Genomic DNA, 20,445 nt, shown 5'->3' with positions numbered 1-20,445 from the left:
CTCATCGCTGGTCGAGCCTCCTCCTGGCTTGCCGAAAGACGGAATGGAACATTCGTCTTGTCAGTTTTCCAGTAAAGGTGTTTTGCTGGCTGGGATGATACGATCCGATCAGCGTCACGCCCCATGGGAGGGGGTACGACAAGCCGTGGCCGAATACAGGCGACGGCGAAGGGATCCTGTGACCCAGGTCGCCACAGGCTTTCAGATAGCGGTCGAAGGCGATTTTCCCCAGCGCGACCACGACACGGACCCGCGCGAGCAGACGTAACTCTTCGACCATATAAGGCTGGCAGTTGTCAAATTCCTCCGGCAAGGGTTTGTTGCCCGGGGGGGCGCACCGGACCGTCGCGCCGATGTAGCAGTCGCGCAGTCGAAGCCCGTCGTTCCGATGAATCGACGTCGGCTGATTGGCAAAGCCGAACTTGTACAACGCCTCATAGAGCCAATCACCGCTGCGGTCGCCGGTAAAGACCCGGCCCGTGCGATTGCCCCCATGGGCCGCCGGCGCCAGTCCCAACACATAAAGACGGGCGTCGGGATCACCAAAGCCCGGGACGGGACGACCCCAGTAAGTCCAATTGCGGAACTGGCGGCGCTTGACTCGGGCGACCGCCTCCCGATAGGCAACCAGCCGAGGACAGCGGGAGCAGCGCACGATGCGTTCGTTCAGAAGATCCAGCGCTCGCATGAGGGACGAGTGTAACACGACCGGGAAAGGGCGTTCATTCTTGCTCGCCCTCTCACTTGCTGCTAGCATGGGTTAAAACGCAGATAGACGTCTCGATCCTGGACGAAATTATCCCCTATGCAGTTGCAGCTCACAGCCTTGCTGGTCTTTGCAACGGCTTCACTGTCTGGTCTTCTATTCATGTCCATTGCGGCGGAACGGGAACCGGCGGACGCGACCGTCGGGAAGGCGTCTTCCAAGAAGGCGGTTGAGGCGTTCCCCTCCGCCGGCGGTGACCGACGACAGGATGCCAAAGGTCTCGACGCCGATCGTGAGACTCCTTCGGAAGGAGCTATGGAGGAACTTGCCGAAGCGGAAGACCGCCTCGTCATCCTTCCGGAAATCAAACGGGAAGGCGAGCGGTTCTTCCTGAGTTCGTTCAAGCTGCCGGAAAAGCTGTTCTTTGCGGGTCAGCCGGTGCCGCTGGACAACTGGCAGGTCCGCGAGCGCATCGAGTATGAATTCTATCAGTTTTTGGAGGAGCAAGGTGAAAGCATTATCTTGGCCAAACGCATGGGCCGATGTTTCCCGCCGGTGGAAAAGCAGTTGGCCGAGGCGGGCTTGCCGGACGATCTGAAGTACATGCTGCTCGTAGAGAGCAAGTGCGTCGCCGCCGCCTATTCCCGCGCGAAGGCATCTGGCCCCTGGCAATTCATCGGCTCGACCGGCAAGCGCTACAAACTCCACAGCGACAAGTTTCTGGACCAACGACGCAATCTGGAAATGTCGACGGAGGCCGCCATCAAGTATCTTCGTCACTTGAAAGACTTCCACCAAGGCGACTGGTTTTTGGCAATGGCCTCGTACAATGCAGGCGAAGACCGCATCAGGAAGTTGCTCAAAGAACAAAAGGTGAATGATTATTGGAAGCTCCATGGCCCGCGAGAAACCATGCGCTATGTGCCCCGGATCATCGCAGCAAAGGAGATCTATTCCCAACCTGAGAAGTACCTCGGCCTGACGAAAAAAGATTTGTATGCGCCGTTGGAGACCGAGATGGTGACCGTCACGATCAAGGAAGCACAACGGCATCTCACCGCCATCGCCGAGGAGTTCGGCACCTACTTCCTCGAACTCAAGATGCTCAACCCGGAGATCAGAAAAGACTTCCTACCCAAAGGAACCTATCAGATCAAAGTCCCGCGGCAAACCTGCCCCGACCGCTGCTTTAAGCAAGAGAAGACCCCCTAAGGGCCTGGCACTATGCGCGTCGGCGTGTCGCAGCGTCGCATCCGCGCGTTCTTTCACCGGATCTGCGCGGCGGCGCTCTCGGCGGCAGACCCGGCCAAGGCAATCCGTCGCTTCGTGCGACGGGAAGGGACTTCACTGCGAGTCGGCCAAAGAGTTTATGACCTCCAGCGGCACCCCCGTGTCGTGGCGGTTGGAGCCGGCAAGGCTTCTGCGCGGATGGCGTGGGCGCTGGAACGAGTGCTCGGCAATCGCTTGGACGCTGGGCTGGTGGTCGTGAAATACGGCCACGCGGCCCCCACCGACAAGATCGAGATCATGGAAGCCGGCCATCCGGTTCCCGATCGGGCCGGGGAGCGGGCCGCCTCAAAGCTACTGACGCTTGTCGGCGGCCTTACGTCGAACGACCTGCTCATCGTGATCCTGTCCGGAGGCGCCTCCAGCCTGCTGCCAGCTCCGGTCCCCGGCCTGAGCCTCGCTGATAAGCAAACGGCGACTCAGTTGCTGCTCGCAAGCGGGGCGACCATTCAAGAGACCAATGCGGTGAGGAAACACCTCTCCGCGATCAAAGGAGGGCGACTAGCTGCCGCGACGCAGGCGCGGGTGATCAGCTTGATCCTCTCCGATGTGATCGGGGATGATCTGGCCGCCATCGGCTCGGGTCCCACCGCGCCCGATCCAACGACGTACGACGAGGCCTGTGCCATTCTGCGGTGCTACGACATTTGGAACGCGATGCCGACGCCTGTCCGCAGGCATTTGTCCGCCGGAGCGGCGGGCCGGGTTGCGGAGACGCCCAAGCCGGGCTCGCCGGTCTTCCGCCGTGTGCAGAACCTCATCATTGGCAACAACCGCGCAGCGGTCGAAGCGGCCGCGAGAGCCGTGAAAACAACCGGGATTACTTCCGCCATTCTGACCACAACGTTGACCGGCGAAGCGCGGGAAGCGGCGAAAGTCTTCGGCAGCATCGCACGGGAAATCGTGTCGGACGACAGGCCCTTTCGACGTCCCTATTGCCTGATCGCCGGAGGAGAGCTGACCGTCACGGTTCGGGGTGGCGGCCGGGGCGGACGATGTCAAGAGTTTGCACTGGCTTCCGCACTGGAAATCGCCGGATTGCCCAATGTGTGGCTCGCGGGCTTCGCCACGGACGGCACCGACGGCCCGACCGAGGCGGCCGGGGCGGTGGCGGATGGTCGCACGGTCCTGCGCGCGGCCAGGGTGGGACTGGATGCGGCGCGCGCGCTGCGCGACAATGATGCCTATCCGTTCTTTCAAAAGCTGAACGCCCACATCGTAACCGGCCCGACCGGCACGAATGTGAACGACTTGTATGTCCTCGTTTGCGTGTAATCCCGTTCCATGACTCATCCCGCTCTCTTGCCGCTGGAAGCCTGTGAAGACCGCGCGCTGGCCGGTGGAAAAGCGGCCGGATTACGCCGCCTAATTCTTCACGGTTTCCGCATTCCGCCCGGGATCTGCCTGACGACGGCGCTGTACGAAGCAGCGCTTGAACGCACGGGGATTCGTCTTCGCGATCAATGGCGCACGCTTCAAACCCAATCCGACCGTGACCGCCAGGTCACGTTGGCCGCCTGCCGGCGCGCAATTGAGCAGCCGAGCCTCTTGCGAGCGCTTCTCGATCCCCTGGCGGCGTCATTGGATGAGCTGGAAAGAGACAAACCTCCCGGCGCCAGTGGACTCTGGGCGGTCCGGTCGTCGGCCTCGAGCGAGGACGGGCGGGACGGATCCTTCGCGGGCATCTATCGAACGGTTCTCGGTGTAGCCCGGGATGACATTCCGGCGGCTGTGGTCTCGTGCTGGGCTTCGCTGTGGACCGAGACGGCTTTCGCCTACTCTCGCCGTTGGGGAATGGTAACGGACCCGCCGAAGATGGCGGTGATCATTCAGCCGCTTCTTTCTCCTACCGCCTCCGGCGTGGCCTTTTCCCAAGATGTGGCGACGGGTCGACCGGACCGCGTATTGGTCAATGCCGTCTTGGGATTGGCCGACTTGCTCGTAGCCGGTCGCATCGTACCGGACCACTATGTGGTCGTCTTCGACGAATCCAAGCGAACGCCTGTGGCCACAGTGGTGGAGCGTACGATCGCGGAAAAGCCGAGACGGAGAGTCCCAGCGGCGACCGGTCAGCGAAATGAGGTAGTCGACGAAGATGAGAAGAGGAAACCGGCACTGGAAGACTCGACCGTACTGGAGTTGGCGGCACTGGTAAAGCGGGTCGAGCGAGCGCTGGGCGAACCGGTCGATGTCGAGTGGGCGATCGATCGTCAGGGAATCTGGCTGCTCCAGGCGAGATCGCTTCTTCCCGCAGGTGCGCCGTCAACCACGGCATCCGGGCCGTGCGAGTGGTCGCGCGCCAATTTCAAGGAGACCATGCCGGAGCTGCCGAGCCCGCTGGGACTTTCCTTCTTGAACCATTTCATGGAGCACCAGATCCTCAAACATTATCGAAAGGCGGGCTGCAAGATCCCGGAGAATGCACAGGCGGTGCGGATCGTGCGGGGGCGTCCTTATATCAACGTAACGTTGTTTCAAACCCTCATGGCGCAATTGGGTGGCGACCCGCGGGATGTCGCTGAACAGATGGGCGGGCATGGCGGCGCGCTGCCGGTCGGCGTCGAACGGCTGCCCTGGTGGACACTTCTGTGGGCGGGAAGCCTGTTCATGTGGAAGATGCGGCAGGCCTCGCGGCGTGCGCCGACCTGGTTTGCTGAGATGAAGCGGATGGCAACCGATCTCCATGCGGATTCGCTCAAAGGCTTGTGCATCGCGGAATTGCTTGCGCGAATGGACCTGATTAGAACACGACTGCAGGAACACGATCTGACCTTCGCGATCGTAGCCGGCGTGGGACAGGCTTTGCGAACCCTCGGGTTCCTATCGTCTCGGGCGATCGGCGAAGGGTGGCGGGGATTGCTGAACGCGGCGTTGCAAGGACAGGGTACCGTCATCAGCGCCAGACAGGTGATTTGGCTGGCCGAACTGGCAAACCAGGCAAGGCAGGAAGACCGGGCACGGGCCTTTTTTCTCGCTGTTCCATGGACGCCGGATCGGTTCCGGTCCGTCCTGGCCGGCACGCGGTTTCTCAAGGAGTTCGACCGGTTCTTGGCGGAGTTCGGCCATCGGGCTCTCGGCGAGTCCGACGTGGCCGTGCCCCGCTTCAGTGAGCAACCAGATTATCTGTTGGGTGTCATCCGGGCTCACCTGCAAGCGAGGGGCGGGAAATCGGTCGAAGAGATCCTGTGGCAGCAGGAGTCGGCGCGGAAAGCCGCTCTAGCAGAAATCCGCCGGCGAATGGGGTGGCGTCTCCACAACTGGATGGCGTTTCGCTGGTGGTACCGGCGGCTCTGCCGATTTCTCGCCTTGCGGGAGGCGAACCGCCACCATCTGATGTATTTTTCCGCCGCCACGCGGCTTCTGGCCTTGGCGCTGGGAGAACAGCTCTCGGCAGCCGGCGTACTGGACACCCCGCACGACGTTTTCTTGCTCACCGCCGAAGAGATTAGAGCCATCGCGTGGAATCCTTCGCAAGACTGGAAAAGTCTGATCGCCGGACGGCGGACAGAGCGTAAGGAACGTGCGACATACCAGGCGCCGGACACGATACGAGACGACGGACGGGAATGGGACAATGCGGAAAGGCAGCAGTCGCCACGGACAACGAGCATCCCGCTGAGCGGAACCCCCGTCAGCACAGGTTATGCGGAAGGACCGGTCTGTCTCCTCCTCTCTCCAGACGATGTCAGGAAAGTCAAACGCGGCGACATCATCGTAGCTCCGGTGCTCGATCCCGGTATGGCGCCGGTCTTCAGCCTTGCCGCCGGACTCGTCGCCGAAATGGGCGGTACGCTCTCCCACGGCGCGATCATCGCTCGCGAATATGGTCTGCCGACGGTCGTCAACGTCCCGGGTGTGACGAAGCTCCTCAAGGATGGCGAGCAGATCGCGGTGGACGCGACACGAGGTCTCCTTCGGCCGCTTGGACCATCATGATGTCTCCCCCGTTTTCTCTTCCGACTGCCGGTGGTCGTCCTTGCGTCCGAAATCGTCTCGCCTCCAAAACGGATCGGTCTCGCCCCGACGCCGGTTGAAGCCCATCTACTTTGTTAAGATCTCCAGAATTTCGTCCAGTGGTCGGATGCTTCCCAGCAGCGTCGGATGACCGAAGCGGCGATAGTGTCGATTCTCCTGCACCTTTTCAAGGGCGATGATGAGGTTGTGGAAGTCGTCGAGTCGGGCGGTCTCGAAATAGGTGATGAAGTCGAGGTCGTCGAGGCCGGTTGCGTGGTAGAGCTTGCGTTTCACGGTCTTGAGATAGGCCACGGCGGCTTCTGTGTGTTCTTTCATCATCTCGATCCTCGACGCCTGATCCAACCGCCACCACTCTGCGTCCTTCTGGATCGGCATGACGATCGCGTAAGGCGTCGGCCCAGCATCGGCCTGGGCTTTGAGTGCCGCCTTCAGGTCCTCGGAAAATCCAGGCACGTAGTTGGCTTTCTTGGTCAGCCCGTTGAACGTCTGCGTGTTGCGGAGGTGACGCCCTAACAGCGTGCTCATCAACTCCAGGAGAAAATTTTGATTGTCGAGTATCTCCTGGGCATGGAGACGAAGAAAAAAGTCCGCCTGAGCGGACAGCCCGCGCAAGAGATAGACATCGATAGCCATCTTCTCGCTATGTTTCCGGATCATGTCTTTGACTACCGCTGCCGCCGAGGCGCGAGCATTCTTGTCCAGCTTCCACCAGTCTGCGTCAATGGAGAACACAGCGAATGTGGCATAGACGCCCGGCTCGGTCAGCAGCGTTGTCCGATCGGCGGCCTGGGTCTCCCAGGCAAAGACCGCCCAACACAGGAAACCGATAAGAATCCTCAATGGGAATAGGCGCAACATCGCCCGTCTCCTTCTAATTAATGATGGTCTTGCAAGGTGAAGCCGGAACCGGCAGGCTCCGGGAGCTTCGGCACCGGTTGCCCCGCCCAACCGATCTTTGACGCAAAGCCCTGGCCGTATCGATCATAAAGCTGGAAGAACTGGAAGGCCTTGCAGTCGGTCAGGACTTCTTTGACTTCTTTCAAGTACCGCTCGAACGTGTACTCAAACAGCACGCCCTGTCCGCCCGTCATGATCACCACACGCCGCGAAGGATCGATCGCCGTCTCCTGATGAAACACATAGCGGTAATACGGACTGTCCGGCCCGCCGATATGCTGAAGAAACTGCGCCCAGGTAGGTGGCTTGTCCATCGAGAGTCGCTCGGCGATGTTCACTCCCTTGATGGGTCCGAAGGGTTCGAAGAATTCTTTGAACATGTTGTCGGCCAGCGATGTTCGCCGGAAATGTGATGGATTGCGTGCTCGAACGGTACGAGCGTGTGGGTTTCCCAGCGAGAGCCGGGCGCCCAGTGGAAGATCACGCCGTTGGTTGGCCCCTTCCATTCGGTGCCGCCGACCTGCTCGACCTGGTGTTCAATGATCTTGTTGGCCCACACCCAGAAGACGAAATCCACGAAGCGAGGATCGGCCGGTGTGATCGTCAACGCGTCGGTGCGAAGCGGCGCCGTGGGGTTATAGCTGGTGCGGACGTCTTGGCAGTGTGCCTGCCATTGCGCATCGGACCAGGCTGCGTCGCTCACCGGAAACGCCGAGGCCTGATCCAGCAGATCGACCCGTGCGGTGAGCATCAAGGCCAGCGCCCCGGCGGCGAGACCGACTATGGCCCGACAGTTCCTTTCTCGCATGGTTCCGGCCTCCTAGCAGCGATGCCGCTGACCCTATCCTACCTTCCTCGATACCATGATTTCATCTGTCACAAACGATCGTTTTTCTCAGGGGACGGCGTCCAACAAGCAGCGTCCAACGGCTTGACCTTTCTCAACGATTCTCGTAGGCTTGCGCCGCTTTCCCAACACAACCAATCGCGATTCAGCCCTGAGCCTATTTCTACGCCATGCGGCGGAGGTGGTCCGATGTTTGACGTGACTGGCCTCCTAGCAGGCTTAGCCGTTGGCCTCCTGCTCGGTGCGGCGCTCGCCGGTTTCTGGACCGCGTCACGACTTCGCGCACAGACGCATACACGCCTCATCGAAAGCGCAGAGCGGGCCCAGCGGGCGGAGGCCGCAGCCTCCGAACTTCGTCGCCGCTCCGAGCAGGAGCGGGCTGAGATCCTGCGGCTGAGGGAGGAATTGGCCGAAGCCCAACAGGCTCGGGTCTCGGCCGAGACGCGCGCGGAGGAAGCCCTCAAGAATCTTCAGGAACAAAAGACGCTGCTCAGTCAGGCCCGGCAGGATTTGGTCGAGACTTTTCAGGCGCTCTCCGGCGAGGCCCTGAGACAGAACAATGACACCTTCCTGAACCTGGCCAAGACGTCCTTCGAAACTCTGCAGGCGGAGGCGAAGGGCGAGCTGGCCCAGCGCCAGCAGGCGATTCACGAACTGGTGAAGCCGCTCCAGGAAGCCCTCAGACACTACGAAGAGCAGCTCCACGCGCTCGAACAATCCCGCCAGTCGGCCTACGGCGGGTTGGACCAGCATCTCAAGCTCCTGGCCGAATCCCAGCAGCGGCTCCAGCAGGAGACCGGCAATCTGGTCAGAGCCTTGCGGGCGCCGACGGTGCGCGGCCGGTGGGGCAAGATCACGCTCAAGCGCGTGGCCGAATTGGCTGGCATGGTTGCTCACTGCGATTTCGTCGAACAGGATACGGTCGATGGCGAACAAGGGCGCCTGCGTCCCGACATGGTCGTGCACCTGCCCGGCGGCAGACAGATCGTCGTGGACGCCAAGACGGTGTTCTCGGCCTATCTGGAGGCGCCATGAGGCGCCGGATGATCCGCAGCGTCTCGAGCAGCTCAGACGGCATGCGGCGCAGGTGCGGGCGCGCATGGATGAATTGAGTCTCAAGGCATACTGGAGCCAGTTCCCTCAGGCGCCGGAGTTCGTGGTGTTGTTCCTGCCGGGTGAGCAATTTCTCGGCGCGGCGCTCGATCAGGACCCGACGTTGATCGAGGATGGGTTCGCGCGCGGGGTGGTGATCGCCACGCCGACGACCCTTATCGCCCTGCTCCGCGCGGTCGCCTACGGATGGCGGCAGGAACAGTTGGCGGCGCACGCCGAAGAGGCAGGCCGCCTGGGCAAGGATCTCTATGAACGGATGGCCGTGCTGGCCGAGCACCTGAACGACGTAGGGCAGGCGCTGGGGAAAAGCGTGATCGCGTATAACAAGGCGGTCGGCTCACTGGAGGCCAGGATTCTGCCGGCTGCGCGCCGGTTCAAGGAGCTAGGCGTGGCATCGGACAAGGAGGTCCCTCCGCTGGAGCCGACCGAGATCGTGCCGCGCAAGTGTCTGCCGGTCGACTCACCGTAACGCATGGAGCGATCCTAACGACGAATGAGAGATGGTCGCGGAGTTCCATCCTGACGTTCGGCTTCGATATGCGCTCGATCAGCATCTTTACATCTTTATGGCTATAGTCTACAGTCAAGCCCGCTTGGGCTGGAGACGCTGGACGAAGGCCATCGGGACGGTGGAGTGCTGACAGTGTCGACGACCACGGAAATCCTGCCGAGAACCTTCGTTCACCTCCCAGGAGTCGGCGAGACAACAGAACGGGCTTTGTGGCTGGGAGGGATTACCTCCTGGACAAAGTTGCTGAAGTCTTGTGCGCCACTTCCGACATCTCTCCGCGCGAGATCCGAAGTCGCTCGGGTGACTCACCAATCGCTGGAAGCATTCGAGCGCGATGACGTGTCTTTCTTCGCAGAACGCCTTCCCCGCGACGAATGGTGGAGACTCTATCCGAGTTTTCACGCCAAGGCTGTCTTTTTGGACATCGAGACAACGGGGCTCTCCCATTACTACGACGACATCACGCTCGTGGGTCTCTATGACGGGGAACGGGTGACCACCCTCATCTCCGGGCATAATCTTCATCAACTTCACGATCTGCTCCGACAATACCAGATTGTCATCACCTTCAACGGCACACTGTTCGACATTCCGTTCCTGAAAACCAAGTTTCCCACCCTGCAATTGCCGCCGATTCACCTTGACCTCCGCTATCTGTTGAAGAGACTTGGATACTCGGGAGGACTGAAACAGATTGAACGGCGCCTCGGACTCAAGCGAAGCAAGGAAGCCGAATCGGTTGATGGATTGATGGCAACGGTCCTGTGGGCACGCTATCGTCGTGGGGATGTCAGGTCCCTTGAACAGCTTGTGACATACAACACGGCAGATGTCACGAGCCTGCGGAGCCTCATTCGGTTTAGCTGCCAGCAATTAGCAAGCCGACTCCTCAACGGAACCGGCTTCCCCCAGCAAGAGCCTCGTCTGACACGTCCCAAGCCAGTGCCCGTCCACGTGTCGGTGAACGGGGCAGGCGCCAAGCTTGTCGTGGGCAATCACGGGCTTGTGTTGCAATCGAGGCCGAGTGAGCGGCCCACAATCACGCTCAACAATCTCTTAGCGAGAATGCCGGGCTTGAGAATGCCGAAGGTTGTGGGAATCGATCTTCGGGCATCAGAAGAACGCCTGACAGGTTGGGCTTTGCTCAAGGGCGACTGGGCCGAGACGCGGTTGATCAAAACGGATAAAGACCTCGTCAAAGAAACCGTCGAGGAGGCGCCCGACATCATCTCGATCGATTCGCCCCTAGGCATTCCCCTTGGGCGATGCTGTACCGAGGAGTCGTGTCGATGTCGGGCTCAGGGCATCTTGCGCGAATGCGAGCGAATCTTGTGGAAGCGGGGAGTCCGAGTTTATCCGTGTTTGTTGCCAAGCATGCGTAAACTGACAGAGCGCGGGATGCGCCTCGCTGGAGCGTTTCGCAGGCGCGGGTACACCGTGATCGAGAGCTACCCCGGGGCAGCTCAGGACATCATGCGAATCCCTCGGAAGCGATCCAGCCTGGAAGACCTCGCCAAGGGCCTGGAAGCCTTCGGCATTCGTGGCGCGTTTCTCTCGCAACCCTGCAGTCATGATGAGCTTGACGCGATTACATCGGCGGTGGTCGGCTACTTCTTTCTCACTGGAGAGTACGAAGCGTTGGGGAATGAGCGGGAAGAGCGCTTGATCGTGCCGAAATTGGACAGTCTGCTGACAGACATTACCCCTCGATAGGCAGGCCATGCCCCTCACCGTTGTAATCGGCGAACAATACGGCTCCAAGGGCAAAGGCAAGATCACGTCCTACCAGGCTCTCCGGGATAACGTCGACATGGTCGTTCGCTACGGAGGACCGAACTCAGGCCACACGGTCGAAGTCAGCAGGCAGCGTTACGAGCTGCGCCTGCTCCCATGTGAGGTTACCAACCCTAAAGATGGATGTGGAACAGGTTAATCGGAAGAGCTAGTCCGTCGAAATAAGCGGCAACCGCCGAAATTGCTGCCTTGCGGACACGACTGGACAGCCTTCGCGGGGAGACACAGACACTCGAAGCAGGGATAACCAAAGTTGGCTCAAAATCTTCCGTCAAATGGTCACAATCCGGCACGATGATGGGCATCTTTTTTCACAATCAGTACTGTTTTTGTGTTAACGACGCTGATGGACTCATTGGTATTGGTAATCGAGACCGCCTGCCTTGAAAAGACAGGCGCGTTTCAAGGCTATAAGGTCCATCCAGAACGTTATCTCTCTATGTTTTTGGCACCACAGAATAATCTCTTTATTCCACGGTCTCTGGCTGAAAGCGAGCCGAAATACAAACAGCTAATCCCATACGTGATCCTTCGTTGTCGCGACTCGCTCTTTTCATACGTGCGGGGAAAGCAATCCAACGAATCGCGCCTTGTCGCCATGCGATCGATCGGCGTCGGCGGTCACATCGAGCCGGCCGACCAAAGCCTGTTCTCGTCGGATCGCGAGATGTACTTGGAGGCGGCGCGGCGAGAGGTGCACGAAGAAGTCAAGATCGACACGCCCTACGTCGAGCATCTCGTGGCGTTGATCAACGATGATGCAACCGAAGTTGGGAGAGTTCATCTTGGCATCATGCATATCTGGGATTTGGCCGAACCCAGGGTGACCAAGCGGGAAGGCCTGATCACTCAGGCGGGGTTTGTGCCGATTACGAGGTTGAAAAGCAGGCTAGACGAGCTCGAAACGTGGTCTCAGATCGCACTTCAGGTGCTTGAGGACCATCGCGTCCCCGGTTGGGAGAAGAACATCGCAAGCCTACTGCGCGTTGCACCTGGGTGCCCTACGCAGTCAGCAGAATGAGTGAGAGACCGCCGATGAAGGGCCCTCATTGCCCCCAGTGCGGTACCCCGTTTGTCCGCCTGATTCATCATCAGGGTCGCCTCGAACCGTTGCTTAAATGGTTCAGGCTCTATCCGTTCCGCTGCCAGGTCTGCGCCAACCGGTTTGTCGCCCTGCGGCGCGGGATCAAAGATGACTCCCAGGCATTCGACCGCCGGGAGTACAAACGGCTGTCCACCAACTTCCCCGTCGTCTTTGCCGCGAACCAGCTCTCGCTCGACGAGGTCGTGATCGATCTCTCGATGGGGGGCTGCTCAGTGAGAACCGCCCAGCCATTGGCTCGCGGGACCTTCGTGGAACTCCTGCTGAAGCCGTCCACCCGTGAACCGGGGATCAAGGTCGAAACGGCGATCGTTTGTTGTGTGCGCCCGTCCACCGTCGGCGTGAAGTTCTTGGAATTGGAGCCGCAGGAGAAAACCCGTCTCAGTCGGGTCGTCCACAGTCTGCTTCTCAGTCAGACCGCTGCTCCCCAAGCCTGATTCGCCCACCTGTCCGTTTTTTCGCCGGAACAGTCACGAGCAGATTGTCAATCAGACGGACCTTGCCGATCCTAATTGCGCCCAGCAGCGCGACCTTTCCCGCCGCGCGCCGCAACGGCTCGAGCGTCCGGGCGTCGCACAGAGCGAGATAGTCGACCTGCGCCAGCGGTTCTGCGGCCACAGTATCGTGCATGATACGGCTGATCTGTGCTTCGGACCGGATGCCGGATCGAATGGCGGCCCATCCCGCCCGCAGGGCCCGATAGAGGACCGGGGCCGCGCGGCGTTGGGCCGTTGTCAGGTACACGTTGCGGGAACTGAGCGCGAGGCCGTCGGGTTCGCGCACGGTGGGGTGAACGACAACGCGGGCGCCGAGATTCAGGTCTTCCACCAAGCGCTGCACAAGCAGCGCCTGTTGGTAGTCTTTCTGCCCGAAGACCACCACGTGCGGCCGCACGAGGCACAGCAGCTTCGTCACCACCGTCGCCACGCCTTGAAAGTGATGCGGCCGCACGGTTCCTTCCCAGCGCCGCGCAAGTTCCTGGAGGGCGACGACAGTCTGAAAGCCCGGTGGATACATGGCCTCTCGGCTGGGAGCAAACAGCACATCGACCCCTTCGTGCGCACACAGGGCCCGATCCTGCGCGAACGGCCTGGGGTAGCGGGTTAGGTCTTCCGCCGGGCCGAATTGCCGCGGGTTGACGAAGACGCTAACAACGAGGGCATCGCAGGACAGGCGAGCCTTTCGGATCAGCGCGCGGTGTCCTTCGTGCAACGCGCCCATAGTCGGCACGAGACCGATTGTCACGCCTTCACGGTGGAGCCGGCGACTCCACACCGCCATCGCACGAGGGACTGTGATGATGTTCACGGGATCGGCTCTCGTTCGGACGCGGGTACATGGCAGGCAGGGCGCGAGCCGTAGCGGGAGCCGGGCTGTGGATCAAGCAGGCGGACGATCGCCCGGTCATCCAGGCTGTCCAGCAAGGCCTTGACGGTGCGGTTGAACACGGGGTGCACCCAGTCCGGATCTAGTTCGGCGAGCGGCACCAGCGCAAATCGTCGGAGATGCAGGCGGGGGTGGGGGATGACCAAATCGGGCTCCTGAATGATATACCCCCCGTAGAACAGGATATCGAGATCGAGCGTCCGTGGTCCGTCTCGATGCTCCTGGTCGCGGCCCAAGGAGGATTCGATCTCCCGACAGACCTCCAGCAGGCTCCGGGCCGTCACGTCGGTCTCCATTCGGACCGCGCCGTTCAGGAACCAGCCGAGTCCGGGATCGGTACCGTCTGCGAGCGGCTCGGTCTCATAGAGCGACGACACACCGGTGATCCGCGAATGGGGAAGCAGACTCAACAGCGTCACCGCCCGATCGCAGTAATCGAGCCGATCGCCCAGGTTGGAGCCGAAACCGATGAACACCGTTTCGCGAGACACGCTTATCCACATGTTGCGTTGAAAGTTCGCCATTCTGAGTTAAAGAGACTGATCACAACACTCAGCATTCGTCATTTAGCGCTCTTGACACGTAATTAGAATCCAGCCTTGCGAATGCGCTCTACAGCTTCCGCCAACCGCTCCTTGGTTGTACAGAGGGTCATGCGGATATAGCCTTCGCCTGGCGCGCCGAAGCCGTTGCCGGGCGTCGTGACGACGCCCGCCTTCTCCAGCAGATGCGCGGTAAAGGACGCGGACGCGTAACCCTTCGGGACGGCGATCCACACATAGAACGCCGCCGGCGGGTTTTCGACCTCCAAGCCGAGCTGTTTGAGCCCCGGCACGAGTGTGTCGCGCCGTTCCTGGTAGATCTTGCGCAGGCCGTCGGTGACGGAATCTTCCAATTCCAGCGCCGTGATGCCGGCTACCTGGATGGCCTGGAAGCAACCGGAATCCAGATTGCTTTTGATCTTGAGCAGACCGTTCAGCACCTGCCGGTTGCCGACGGCGAAGCCGATCCGCCAGCCGGTCATATTGTAGGTCTTGGAGAGCGAATGGAATTCGATGCCGACGTCTTTCGCACCCTCCACCTCCAGGAAACTGGCTGGCCGCCGCCCGTCGTAAAAGATCTCCGAATAGGCCGCGTCGTGGCACACGATGATCTGGTTCGCTTGGGCGAACTCCACGACCCGCCGGAAGTAGTCCTTGTCGGCGACGACGGAGGTCGGGTTGTTCGGCGAGTTGAGAAACATCAGCTTGGCTTTTCTCGCCACGTCCTTCGGGATCGCGTTCAGATCCGGTAAAAAGCCGTTCTGCTTGGTCAACGGCATCATGTAGGGAACCCCACCCGCGAAGGTGGTCCCCACCGGATAGACCGGATAGCCGGGACTCGGCACCAACACCACGTCGCCGGGATCGACAAACGCCAGTGGCACATGACCGATCCCCTCTTTGGAGCCGATCAGAGTGAGAACTTCCGAGGCCGGGTCTAGCATGACGCCGAACCGACGCTTGTACCAGCCGGCTACGGCCTGACGGAATGACAACAACCCTTCATAGGACGGATATTGATGGTTCTTCGGATCAGCCGCCGCTTGCTTGAGGCGTTCGATGATCGGCGCCGGTGTCGGGAGATCGGGATCCCCCACACCCAGGTTGATGATGTCCACGCCGCGCGCGATCGCGTCCTGCTTTATCTTATCGATCGCGGCAAACAGATACGGAGGCAGAGCCTTGATGCGGGTTGCGTATTCAATTGGGAACCCAGACATTCAGATAACTCCTTTCTTAAATAGCTCCTCGCGATCAGCCACCAGCGGTCAGCGCCGCCCCCTGAGACTGAACGTCGCCCGGATGACAGGCATGCTTGCTGTGGAAGCGCTAGCGTACTCGAATTGAAGGTCCGCAATCAACGCGGGAGAGCGAGCAGATGGTCGATGAGCACCCCGGCTCGGGCATGCAGATGCGGCAGATGCGGCAAGGCCTGCGCAAGAAGGGCGGCCGGTTGGAGTCCTGACCGCGCGACATCCTCGGAGCATTCGCGGCACAGCGCATCGATCCCGCTCTGTTCCATCTCCAGATGGAAGAGGAGACCGTACGCGTGCGACCCGTACCGAAAAGCTTGGACTGGCGCGATCGTTGACCCGGCGAGCGCCACGCAGCCGGCCGGCAAGTCGAAGACCTCACCGTGCCATTCAAAGACGTCGAACGTGTCCGGAAACCGGCCAAAGACCGGGTCTTTCTTCCCGTCGACCGTGAGACGGATCGGCGTCATGCCGATCTCCAATGCACGGCCCGGACGCACTTGCGCCCCAACCGCCTTGGCCATGAGCTGACTGCCGAGACAGATGCCAAGGACCGGTTGGCCGGCCAGCATCGCAGCCTGGATGAAGGCCACCTCCTGCGCCATCCAGGGATCCGGATCATTGGCCGACATCGGTCCGCCCATGACGATCAACAGATCGCCTGGATCGTTGGGCAGACCGTCGTAAGGCACAAGGTATTGCTCGACAGTCACGCCGCGCCCATTCAGGTGCTTGGCGAAGATACCGGGTCCTTCGAAGGACACATGTTTCAGACACACCGCGCGCATTGACATTCATTCCAGACGCGGGGTTCTTCGTCCCGTCTTACCCTGTAAGCTCGCAGTTCTTTCGCACGCGAGCCCAGGCGCCTTGGCAATCGACTCAGGCGCTCTCCGTGGTCGGATGAAGCACAATCGGGTCCTCCTCGTCAAGCCCGCCGTTGGAGGGACCGCCGATTTGATAACCAACGTCTACCGTTTAAACGGCCGCTGCGCTAGAATGATCGCCATGCGTCACTCCATTCGCAACGCCGAAGATGTGGCGTGGTTTCTGGCACATACACACGGGTTTCGCGGCGGCTTTGTAACCGACGTGCATGTCTCGAAACGCCGGCTGTTCGACGAGGGCTCCGGCCGAGACGTGCCCGCCGGGACCACGGTGACCACGGTGATCCGTTACCAAGTGCGCGGGACCACACGGGTGGCTAAGCTGACGATGCTCGGCGTCACGGATTTCTCGATTTTTGAGCAAGAGGGCGCCGACTGCTCGACGCTCGGTGTGATTCATGCGGAGGTCAGTGCCGACCGGCTCCGCTTCTGGTTTGATCCCCAGGGAGAGCTCTACGTCGTCTGCGAGGAGGCGGAACTGGAGGAAATCTCCAAGCCTGCCGACGAAGCCGCGTTGGCGAGCCGTCTGGCCCAGTGGACGTTCCAGGCCGAGTCCGGAGAAGGACCGACGATCGAGTGGTTGCTCGCTGAGCTGGATCGGGCAGGGCTCCCCTGTTCGTGGAAAGCGAAACGCGTCAACGGAGCGAGCCATCCGGCGGTCCGCTGGGAAGGCCACTTCATTCCTGCCGCCTCCCGCGAGGCGCCGCACCTCGGCTCGGTTTTCGTCCGGGTGTATGGACCGCTGGATGGGGCCGGATTTGGGATCGTCTTGCAGACGTCCACCCTTCACAACGGCCAAGCCGGTCGGGTCTTGGGCTTGCTGGCCGATCTCATCGCCCGCACATTCTCTGGAAACTGCCTGGTCGGGAATACAATTATTCCCGGGATGGACTGGATCAACGGAAAACTGCTGGAGCGTGCTCGGTGGGCGGATGAGACCGAATAAATCCGCCGATCAACGCTGAAGAGATCCGCCGCCGTTCTTCGACCCGTTCACATGGGCCGAGCCGTTCGAGTGACCCGCCCGACCGGTTTTGTTGTTCACGCACTCCACGAGATGCCAGAAGCGCAGCGGGTTGACTTTTTCTTTCCTGGCGACCTGCAAGGTGGTCCCTTCCAGCACGGTGTTAAGCGACAGGTCCGTGCGCCACCCAAGATGTTTGGTCAGCGGGGAGATGACTTTTTCGACCGCGGCGATCAGCTTGTTGCCGTTGCTGAAATGATTCAGCATGACGATCCGTCCGCCCGGTCGGCAAACGCGGATCATTTCGCTGACAACGCTGCGATAATCCGGCACGGCGGTCACCACATAGGCAGCCACGACCGTATCGAAACTGTCGTCCGGAAATTCCATGGCACCGGCGTCCATCCGATACAGCCGCACATGGCTCAACCCATGGGCCAGGGCCCGTTTCTTCGCTTTTTCCAACATGCCCTCCGAGAGATCGATGCCCACGATCTGGCAGTGGCGGGGGTACATCGGAAGCGCCAGCCCGGTGCCCACCCCAACTTCCAGGATGCGCTCATTGGGCTGCACGTTCAGATTGCGGATCGCGGATTCTCGTCCCTCGTGAAATACCTTGCCGAAGACATGATCATAGATGTTGGCATAAGCTGTATAGACACGCTCGACTTTCTGAAGATCCATGTTGCCTCCACGCCTCACACGCGCCTGCCCGCGGACGCCCGCTCGGCGGAAGTAACAGCCGACGGCTTCAATGATGTGAGGGAAACCAATTAAGGCGGGGAACTGGACATGTTGAAACTACGTGCCCGCCCGGACAAAAAACGGACTTACTGTAGCGAAGTCGTCACAACGAGTCAACAGATTCGTGCGGCGCGGCCGTCTGGCGCCCAGCCGCCGACCCGCATCGGACCGACCAGCCGTCTTCCGCGTCTTTCGACACGCCCTCGCATGTGCTATGGTAGGCCCGATGGTGTTGGCCGGACTGGTCGCCGCAGTGCTGTTCTTCGGGCTGATCGTAGGGGACTGGTGGTTGTTTTCAAGCCTGTCGTCGGATGCCAGTCGTTACGGTTGCGGGATCGCCCACGGCCAGGACAGGCTGAACGGCACGAACTTCCTGCGGCTGCAAGAGCGCTTTGACCGTAACGGCATGCTCGCCCTCCCGCACGGCGTCGCCCGCTTGTTCCCGGAGGAACGGCGCCTGACATTCCGCTCCCAGTGCCATCTGTTCTCGCTGCGGTTTCGGACCGCCTGGCCGCTGAAGGGCACGATCGACGTGATTCCCGACGGTGAGAGCATCCGCTTGGTTTATACGAAGCGGATTCCTTGGTCCTCGGCGATTCTCACATTGTTGTGGTTTGGGGTTGTCGGGCTAGGGACGATTGGGTTCCTAATCGCCTACGTCGTGGAAGGCGGCGCGGCGTCCCTCAGCGGGCTCTTGATGGGGTTGGGCGTCACAGGGTTAGGCCTATTAGTGGTCGCGTTCGGCCTGGTCACCGTGGCGTTCGCCTATCGATTAGAGAATAGTCGCCTGACTGAGCTGTACCAGGAACTGCGCGCGGTCCTGGAAGAGCCGCCCGACCGGCCCGTCACGTCCTGAAGGCGTCCAGGAACCGGTCGTATTCCTTCGGCAGGTCAAGCGCCTGACGCGATCTGGCCAACCCGGCGATGATACCGCGATGTTTTTGATTGAGACCGGCCGCGGTGAACGCTTCGACATACCGGGCCCATCGCAACTCGGGGTCGGCCACGATGCGATCCCGTTCCTCGGGCGGCAAGGCCTTGAGAGTCGTTGCGAGCTGAAGAACGGCTTTTTCGACGCTATGATAGGGAGGGACCAGCTTCAACTTCGCGTAAAACGTCTCCAAGTGCCGTCGAAACTCATCACGGAGTTGTGCGAGGGAATCGGGAGTATGTGGCACAGGGTCGGTCGTTTCAGGCATGAAGAATCGGTGATCGATTGCTTGACAAGGATATAGCGGCGTATACCGGGCAAGCAAGGGGCATGATGGGGTGGACTCTTTGTCGAAAGGAGAGACGAGCATGAAAGCGGTGAGCGGCATCGCGTTGTCGGTAGTAATGGCGGCAGTCCTCGCAGGCTGCAGCTCCTATCACCAACGGATGGGATACGCCGGCGGCGGGTATGGATGGGAGAAAGCGGCCAAGGACATGACCGCTCTCGTCGACAAGACGATCCAGGATCCGGCCAAGGCCAAGCAAGTGAACGAGCTGCTAGGCCAGATCATGGGCGAGATCAGGCATTCAACCGAGCAAAGTCGGCAGTATCACCAAAAGCTCTACGAGCTCAATGCCAACTATGAGGCCTCCCCCGAGGACTTCACGAAAATCCTCGACGACCTGAACAACCACCGCATGCGGTCGGCGTCCAAGATCCTCGGCCTGCGCTTCCAGATAAGGAACATTTTGACGGCGCAAGAATGGAAGGCGCTCTCCGATGCGATGACGGCGTATCGCAGCCGCTACCGACACGGAGACGAGATGGGGCCAAAAGCCGGGAACTGAAGCAAACGACGCGCATTTCGCAATTCGACAGATCACAGGCCCAGACCGGCGGCCGCGGGAGTATAGTTCAGACAGAGCAACTCGGCCGCCCCTTCCGCAAGCCGCAACGCCGTCAGCGAGGCGTGGTCGATCCGCGCCCGGCGCAGACCGACGAAGTCCAGATACAGGTAATGCGCCAGAACCGAGCGGATGACGTCGGCGTGTGACACGAACAAGAACGGTCCACCGGTACCGTTGCGGCAAACTTCCTCGACAGCCGCCACGGCACGGTCTTGAACCTCGGCCAACGTTTCGCCGCCCGGCGGCCTGGCTTCGCGCGGTTTGGCGTAATAGTCATTTTTTATCGGCTCGTCGGCCAGGTCCTTCCAGAACCTTCCCGCCCATTCGCCGACCCCGATTTCCGATAGACCGGGCAGCAGAGTCACGCGAGCCCCCAAGACCGAGGCCAGAATCTCCGCGGTCTGGACTGCCCGCGCGACAGGGCTTGAATAAATGGTCTGAATGCCACACCCCTTCAGGCAAGCGGCGAGTTGATGCGCCTGGACCGCGCCGTGAGGGTTCAGCGGTATCGGCTGGTCGCCCATGATCTGACCGCTGCGATTCCAGTCCGTTTCGCCATGACGAACGAGCAGAATGATCGACATATTCCCCCTCGCCG

The 20,445-nt window shown here is 60.7% G+C and carries 23 protein-coding genes; 12 read left to right on the top strand and 11 right to left on the bottom strand.

Translation table 11 applies throughout. The annotated features are described in order from the left end of the window. Position 1: 1 nt before the first annotated feature. On the bottom strand, positions 2-688 hold the full coding sequence (locus ACWHTU_RS01140) for a uracil-DNA glycosylase (protein WP_447863290.1): 687 nt from the start codon (positions 686-688) through the stop codon (positions 2-4). 117 nt (positions 689-805) lie between these two features. Here ACWHTU_RS01140 and ACWHTU_RS01135 point away from each other — a divergent pair, with 117 nt between their 5' ends. Genes ACWHTU_RS01135 through ACWHTU_RS01125 form a run of 3 tightly spaced genes read left to right on the top strand, consistent with a single transcriptional unit; the run spans position 806 to position 5,929 of the window. Beyond that, complete coding sequence (locus ACWHTU_RS01135) at positions 806-1,918, top strand: lytic transglycosylase domain-containing protein (protein ID WP_447861088.1); 1,113 nt, start codon at positions 806-808, stop codon at positions 1,916-1,918. Positions 1,919-1,930: 12 nt separating this feature from the next. Next, positions 1,931-3,268 (top strand): glycerate kinase type-2 family protein, encoded by a 1,338-nt coding sequence (locus tag ACWHTU_RS01130; protein ID WP_447861087.1) that lies wholly within the window; start codon positions 1,931-1,933, stop codon positions 3,266-3,268. Positions 3,269-3,277: 9 nt separating this feature from the next. Then, positions 3,278-5,929, top strand: coding sequence for a PEP/pyruvate-binding domain-containing protein (locus ACWHTU_RS01125; RefSeq protein ID WP_447861086.1), 2,652 nt, complete (start codon positions 3,278-3,280; stop codon positions 5,927-5,929). Positions 5,930-6,034: 105 nt separating this feature from the next. On the opposite strand, the gene ACWHTU_RS01120 is transcribed toward ACWHTU_RS01125, so the two are convergent. Genes ACWHTU_RS01120 through ACWHTU_RS01110 form a run of 3 tightly spaced genes read right to left on the bottom strand, consistent with a single transcriptional unit; the run spans position 6,035 to position 7,673 of the window. Next, positions 6,035-6,826: a chlorite dismutase family protein gene (locus ACWHTU_RS01120; protein WP_447861085.1), complete on the bottom strand. Its 792-nt coding sequence runs from the start codon at positions 6,824-6,826 to the stop codon at positions 6,035-6,037. Between the two features lie 17 nt (positions 6,827-6,843). Next, the gene (locus tag ACWHTU_RS01115; RefSeq protein WP_447861084.1) at positions 6,844-7,179 is read right to left on the bottom strand and encodes a hypothetical protein; all 336 of its coding nucleotides are present in this window, start codon (positions 7,177-7,179) and stop codon (positions 6,844-6,846) included. A gap of 20 nt (positions 7,180-7,199) precedes the next feature. Continuing rightward, positions 7,200-7,673 (bottom strand): hypothetical protein, encoded by a 474-nt coding sequence (locus ACWHTU_RS01110; protein WP_447861083.1) that lies wholly within the window; start codon positions 7,671-7,673, stop codon positions 7,200-7,202. A gap of 228 nt (positions 7,674-7,901) precedes the next feature. Between ACWHTU_RS01110 and rmuC the strand changes: the two genes are divergently transcribed. The 6 genes from rmuC (at position 7,902) to ACWHTU_RS01080 (ending at position 12,669) form a co-directional block, all read left to right on the top strand. Beyond that, positions 7,902-8,747, top strand: coding sequence for a DNA recombination protein RmuC (gene rmuC, locus ACWHTU_RS01105; protein ID WP_447861082.1), 846 nt, complete (start codon positions 7,902-7,904; stop codon positions 8,745-8,747). Beyond that, positions 8,638-9,294, top strand: a complete 657-nt coding sequence (locus ACWHTU_RS01100) for a DNA recombination protein RmuC (protein WP_447861081.1) — start codon at positions 8,638-8,640, stop codon at positions 9,292-9,294. The genes rmuC and ACWHTU_RS01100 overlap by 110 nt, the downstream gene beginning before the upstream one ends. Before the next feature lie 381 nt (positions 9,295-9,675). Then, on the top strand, positions 9,676-11,049 hold the full coding sequence (locus tag ACWHTU_RS01095; protein WP_447861080.1) for a ribonuclease H-like domain-containing protein: 1,374 nt from the start codon (positions 9,676-9,678) through the stop codon (positions 11,047-11,049). A gap of 7 nt (positions 11,050-11,056) precedes the next feature. Then, positions 11,057-11,269 carry an adenylosuccinate synthetase gene (locus tag ACWHTU_RS01090; protein WP_447861079.1) on the top strand — a complete coding sequence of 71 codons (213 nt, stop codon included), beginning with the start codon at positions 11,057-11,059 and terminating at the stop codon, positions 11,267-11,269. Between the two features lie 192 nt (positions 11,270-11,461). Then, positions 11,462-12,151: a hypothetical protein gene (locus ACWHTU_RS01085; RefSeq protein WP_447861078.1), complete on the top strand. Its 690-nt coding sequence runs from the start codon at positions 11,462-11,464 to the stop codon at positions 12,149-12,151. Then, on the top strand, positions 12,148-12,669 hold the full coding sequence (locus ACWHTU_RS01080) for a PilZ domain-containing protein (RefSeq protein ID WP_447861077.1): 522 nt from the start codon (positions 12,148-12,150) through the stop codon (positions 12,667-12,669). The genes ACWHTU_RS01085 and ACWHTU_RS01080 overlap by 4 nt, the downstream gene beginning before the upstream one ends. Here the strand turns inward: ACWHTU_RS01080 and panC are convergent. The 4 genes from panC to ACWHTU_RS01060 form a co-directional block, all read right to left on the bottom strand. Further along, the gene (gene panC / locus ACWHTU_RS01075; RefSeq protein ID WP_447861076.1) at positions 12,641-13,540 is read right to left on the bottom strand and encodes a pantoate--beta-alanine ligase; all 900 of its coding nucleotides are present in this window, start codon (positions 13,538-13,540) and stop codon (positions 12,641-12,643) included. The genes ACWHTU_RS01080 and panC overlap by 29 nt on opposite strands. After that, complete coding sequence (gene folK, locus ACWHTU_RS01070) at positions 13,537-14,109, bottom strand: 2-amino-4-hydroxy-6-hydroxymethyldihydropteridine diphosphokinase (protein ID WP_447861075.1); 573 nt, start codon at positions 14,107-14,109, stop codon at positions 13,537-13,539. Before folK ends, panC begins: the two co-directional genes overlap by 4 nt. Before the next feature lie 95 nt (positions 14,110-14,204). Further along, positions 14,205-15,380, bottom strand: a complete 1,176-nt coding sequence (locus tag ACWHTU_RS01065; protein WP_447861074.1) for an LL-diaminopimelate aminotransferase — start codon at positions 15,378-15,380, stop codon at positions 14,205-14,207. A 137-nt stretch (positions 15,381-15,517) separates the two neighbouring features. Then, positions 15,518-16,201 carry a type 1 glutamine amidotransferase gene (locus ACWHTU_RS01060; protein ID WP_447861073.1) on the bottom strand — a complete coding sequence of 228 codons (684 nt, stop codon included), beginning with the start codon at positions 16,199-16,201 and terminating at the stop codon, positions 15,518-15,520. A 220-nt stretch (positions 16,202-16,421) separates the two neighbouring features. Between ACWHTU_RS01060 and ACWHTU_RS01055 the strand changes: the two genes are divergently transcribed. Continuing rightward, the gene (locus ACWHTU_RS01055) at positions 16,422-17,246 is read left to right on the top strand and encodes a hypothetical protein (protein ID WP_447861072.1); all 825 of its coding nucleotides are present in this window, start codon (positions 16,422-16,424) and stop codon (positions 17,244-17,246) included. 9 nt (positions 17,247-17,255) lie between these two features. On the opposite strand, the gene ACWHTU_RS01050 is transcribed toward ACWHTU_RS01055, so the two are convergent. Next, a complete protein-coding gene (locus tag ACWHTU_RS01050) occupies positions 17,256-17,948 on the bottom strand; it encodes a class I SAM-dependent methyltransferase (RefSeq protein WP_447861071.1) in 693 nt (230 codons plus the stop codon). Positions 17,949-18,234: 286 nt separating this feature from the next. On the opposite strand from ACWHTU_RS01050, the gene ACWHTU_RS01045 reads away from it, so the two are divergent. Beyond that, entirely contained in the window at positions 18,235-18,864 is a 630-nt protein-coding gene (locus tag ACWHTU_RS01045) for a hypothetical protein (RefSeq protein WP_447861070.1), read from the top strand. Here the strand turns inward: ACWHTU_RS01045 and ACWHTU_RS01040 are convergent. Beyond that, positions 18,854-19,207: a hypothetical protein gene (locus ACWHTU_RS01040; protein ID WP_447861069.1), complete on the bottom strand. Its 354-nt coding sequence runs from the start codon at positions 19,205-19,207 to the stop codon at positions 18,854-18,856. The genes ACWHTU_RS01045 and ACWHTU_RS01040 overlap by 11 nt on opposite strands. A gap of 100 nt (positions 19,208-19,307) precedes the next feature. On the opposite strand from ACWHTU_RS01040, the gene ACWHTU_RS01035 reads away from it, so the two are divergent. Then, a complete protein-coding gene (locus ACWHTU_RS01035) occupies positions 19,308-19,787 on the top strand; it encodes a hypothetical protein (protein WP_447861068.1) in 480 nt (159 codons plus the stop codon). 32 nt (positions 19,788-19,819) lie between these two features. Here the strand turns inward: ACWHTU_RS01035 and ACWHTU_RS01030 are convergent, their stop codons facing one another. Beyond that, on the bottom strand, positions 19,820-20,431 hold the full coding sequence (locus tag ACWHTU_RS01030) for a histidine phosphatase family protein (RefSeq protein WP_447861067.1): 612 nt from the start codon (positions 20,429-20,431) through the stop codon (positions 19,820-19,822). Positions 20,432-20,445: the final 14 nt, after the last annotated feature.

This window comes from Nitrospira calida, from assembly GCF_976986435.1.
The sequence above is the reverse complement of the archived record's forward strand: the minus strand, read 5'-3'. Positions and strand labels throughout refer to the sequence as shown.

Bases quoted from the DNA above. Each gene is read 5' to 3' on its own strand.
- ACWHTU_RS01140 (WP_447863290.1), bottom strand. From the start codon at position 688: ATGCGAGCGCTGGATCTTCTGAACGAACGCATCGTGCGCTGCTCCCGC.
- ACWHTU_RS01135 (WP_447861088.1), top strand. From the start codon at position 806: ATGCAGTTGCAGCTCACAGCCTTGCTGGTCTTTGCAACGGCTTCACTG.
- ACWHTU_RS01130 (WP_447861087.1), top strand. From the start codon at position 1,931: ATGCGCGTCGGCGTGTCGCAGCGTCGCATCCGCGCGTTCTTTCACCGG.
- ACWHTU_RS01125 (WP_447861086.1), top strand. From the start codon at position 3,278: ATGACTCATCCCGCTCTCTTGCCGCTGGAAGCCTGTGAAGACCGCGCG.
- ACWHTU_RS01120 (WP_447861085.1), bottom strand. From the start codon at position 6,826: ATGTTGCGCCTATTCCCATTGAGGATTCTTATCGGTTTCCTGTGTTGG.
- ACWHTU_RS01115 (WP_447861084.1), bottom strand. From the start codon at position 7,179: ATGGACAAGCCACCTACCTGGGCGCAGTTTCTTCAGCATATCGGCGGG.
- ACWHTU_RS01110 (WP_447861083.1), bottom strand. From the start codon at position 7,673: ATGCGAGAAAGGAACTGTCGGGCCATAGTCGGTCTCGCCGCCGGGGCG.
- rmuC (WP_447861082.1), top strand. From the start codon at position 7,902: ATGTTTGACGTGACTGGCCTCCTAGCAGGCTTAGCCGTTGGCCTCCTG.
- ACWHTU_RS01100 (WP_447861081.1), top strand. From the start codon at position 8,638: ATGGCGAACAAGGGCGCCTGCGTCCCGACATGGTCGTGCACCTGCCCG.
- ACWHTU_RS01090 (WP_447861079.1), top strand. From the start codon at position 11,057: ATGCCCCTCACCGTTGTAATCGGCGAACAATACGGCTCCAAGGGCAAA.
- ACWHTU_RS01080 (WP_447861077.1), top strand. From the start codon at position 12,148: ATGAGTGAGAGACCGCCGATGAAGGGCCCTCATTGCCCCCAGTGCGGT.
- ACWHTU_RS01065 (WP_447861074.1), bottom strand. From the start codon at position 15,380: ATGTCTGGGTTCCCAATTGAATACGCAACCCGCATCAAGGCTCTGCCT.
- ACWHTU_RS01060 (WP_447861073.1), bottom strand. From the start codon at position 16,201: ATGCGCGCGGTGTGTCTGAAACATGTGTCCTTCGAAGGACCCGGTATC.
- ACWHTU_RS01055 (WP_447861072.1), top strand. From the start codon at position 16,422: ATGCGTCACTCCATTCGCAACGCCGAAGATGTGGCGTGGTTTCTGGCA.
- ACWHTU_RS01050 (WP_447861071.1), bottom strand. From the start codon at position 17,948: ATGGATCTTCAGAAAGTCGAGCGTGTCTATACAGCTTATGCCAACATC.
- ACWHTU_RS01045 (WP_447861070.1), top strand. From the start codon at position 18,235: ATGGTGTTGGCCGGACTGGTCGCCGCAGTGCTGTTCTTCGGGCTGATC.
- ACWHTU_RS01040 (WP_447861069.1), bottom strand. From the start codon at position 19,207: ATGCCTGAAACGACCGACCCTGTGCCACATACTCCCGATTCCCTCGCA.
- ACWHTU_RS01035 (WP_447861068.1), top strand. From the start codon at position 19,308: ATGAAAGCGGTGAGCGGCATCGCGTTGTCGGTAGTAATGGCGGCAGTC.
- ACWHTU_RS01030 (WP_447861067.1), bottom strand. From the start codon at position 20,431: ATGTCGATCATTCTGCTCGTTCGTCATGGCGAAACGGACTGGAATCGC.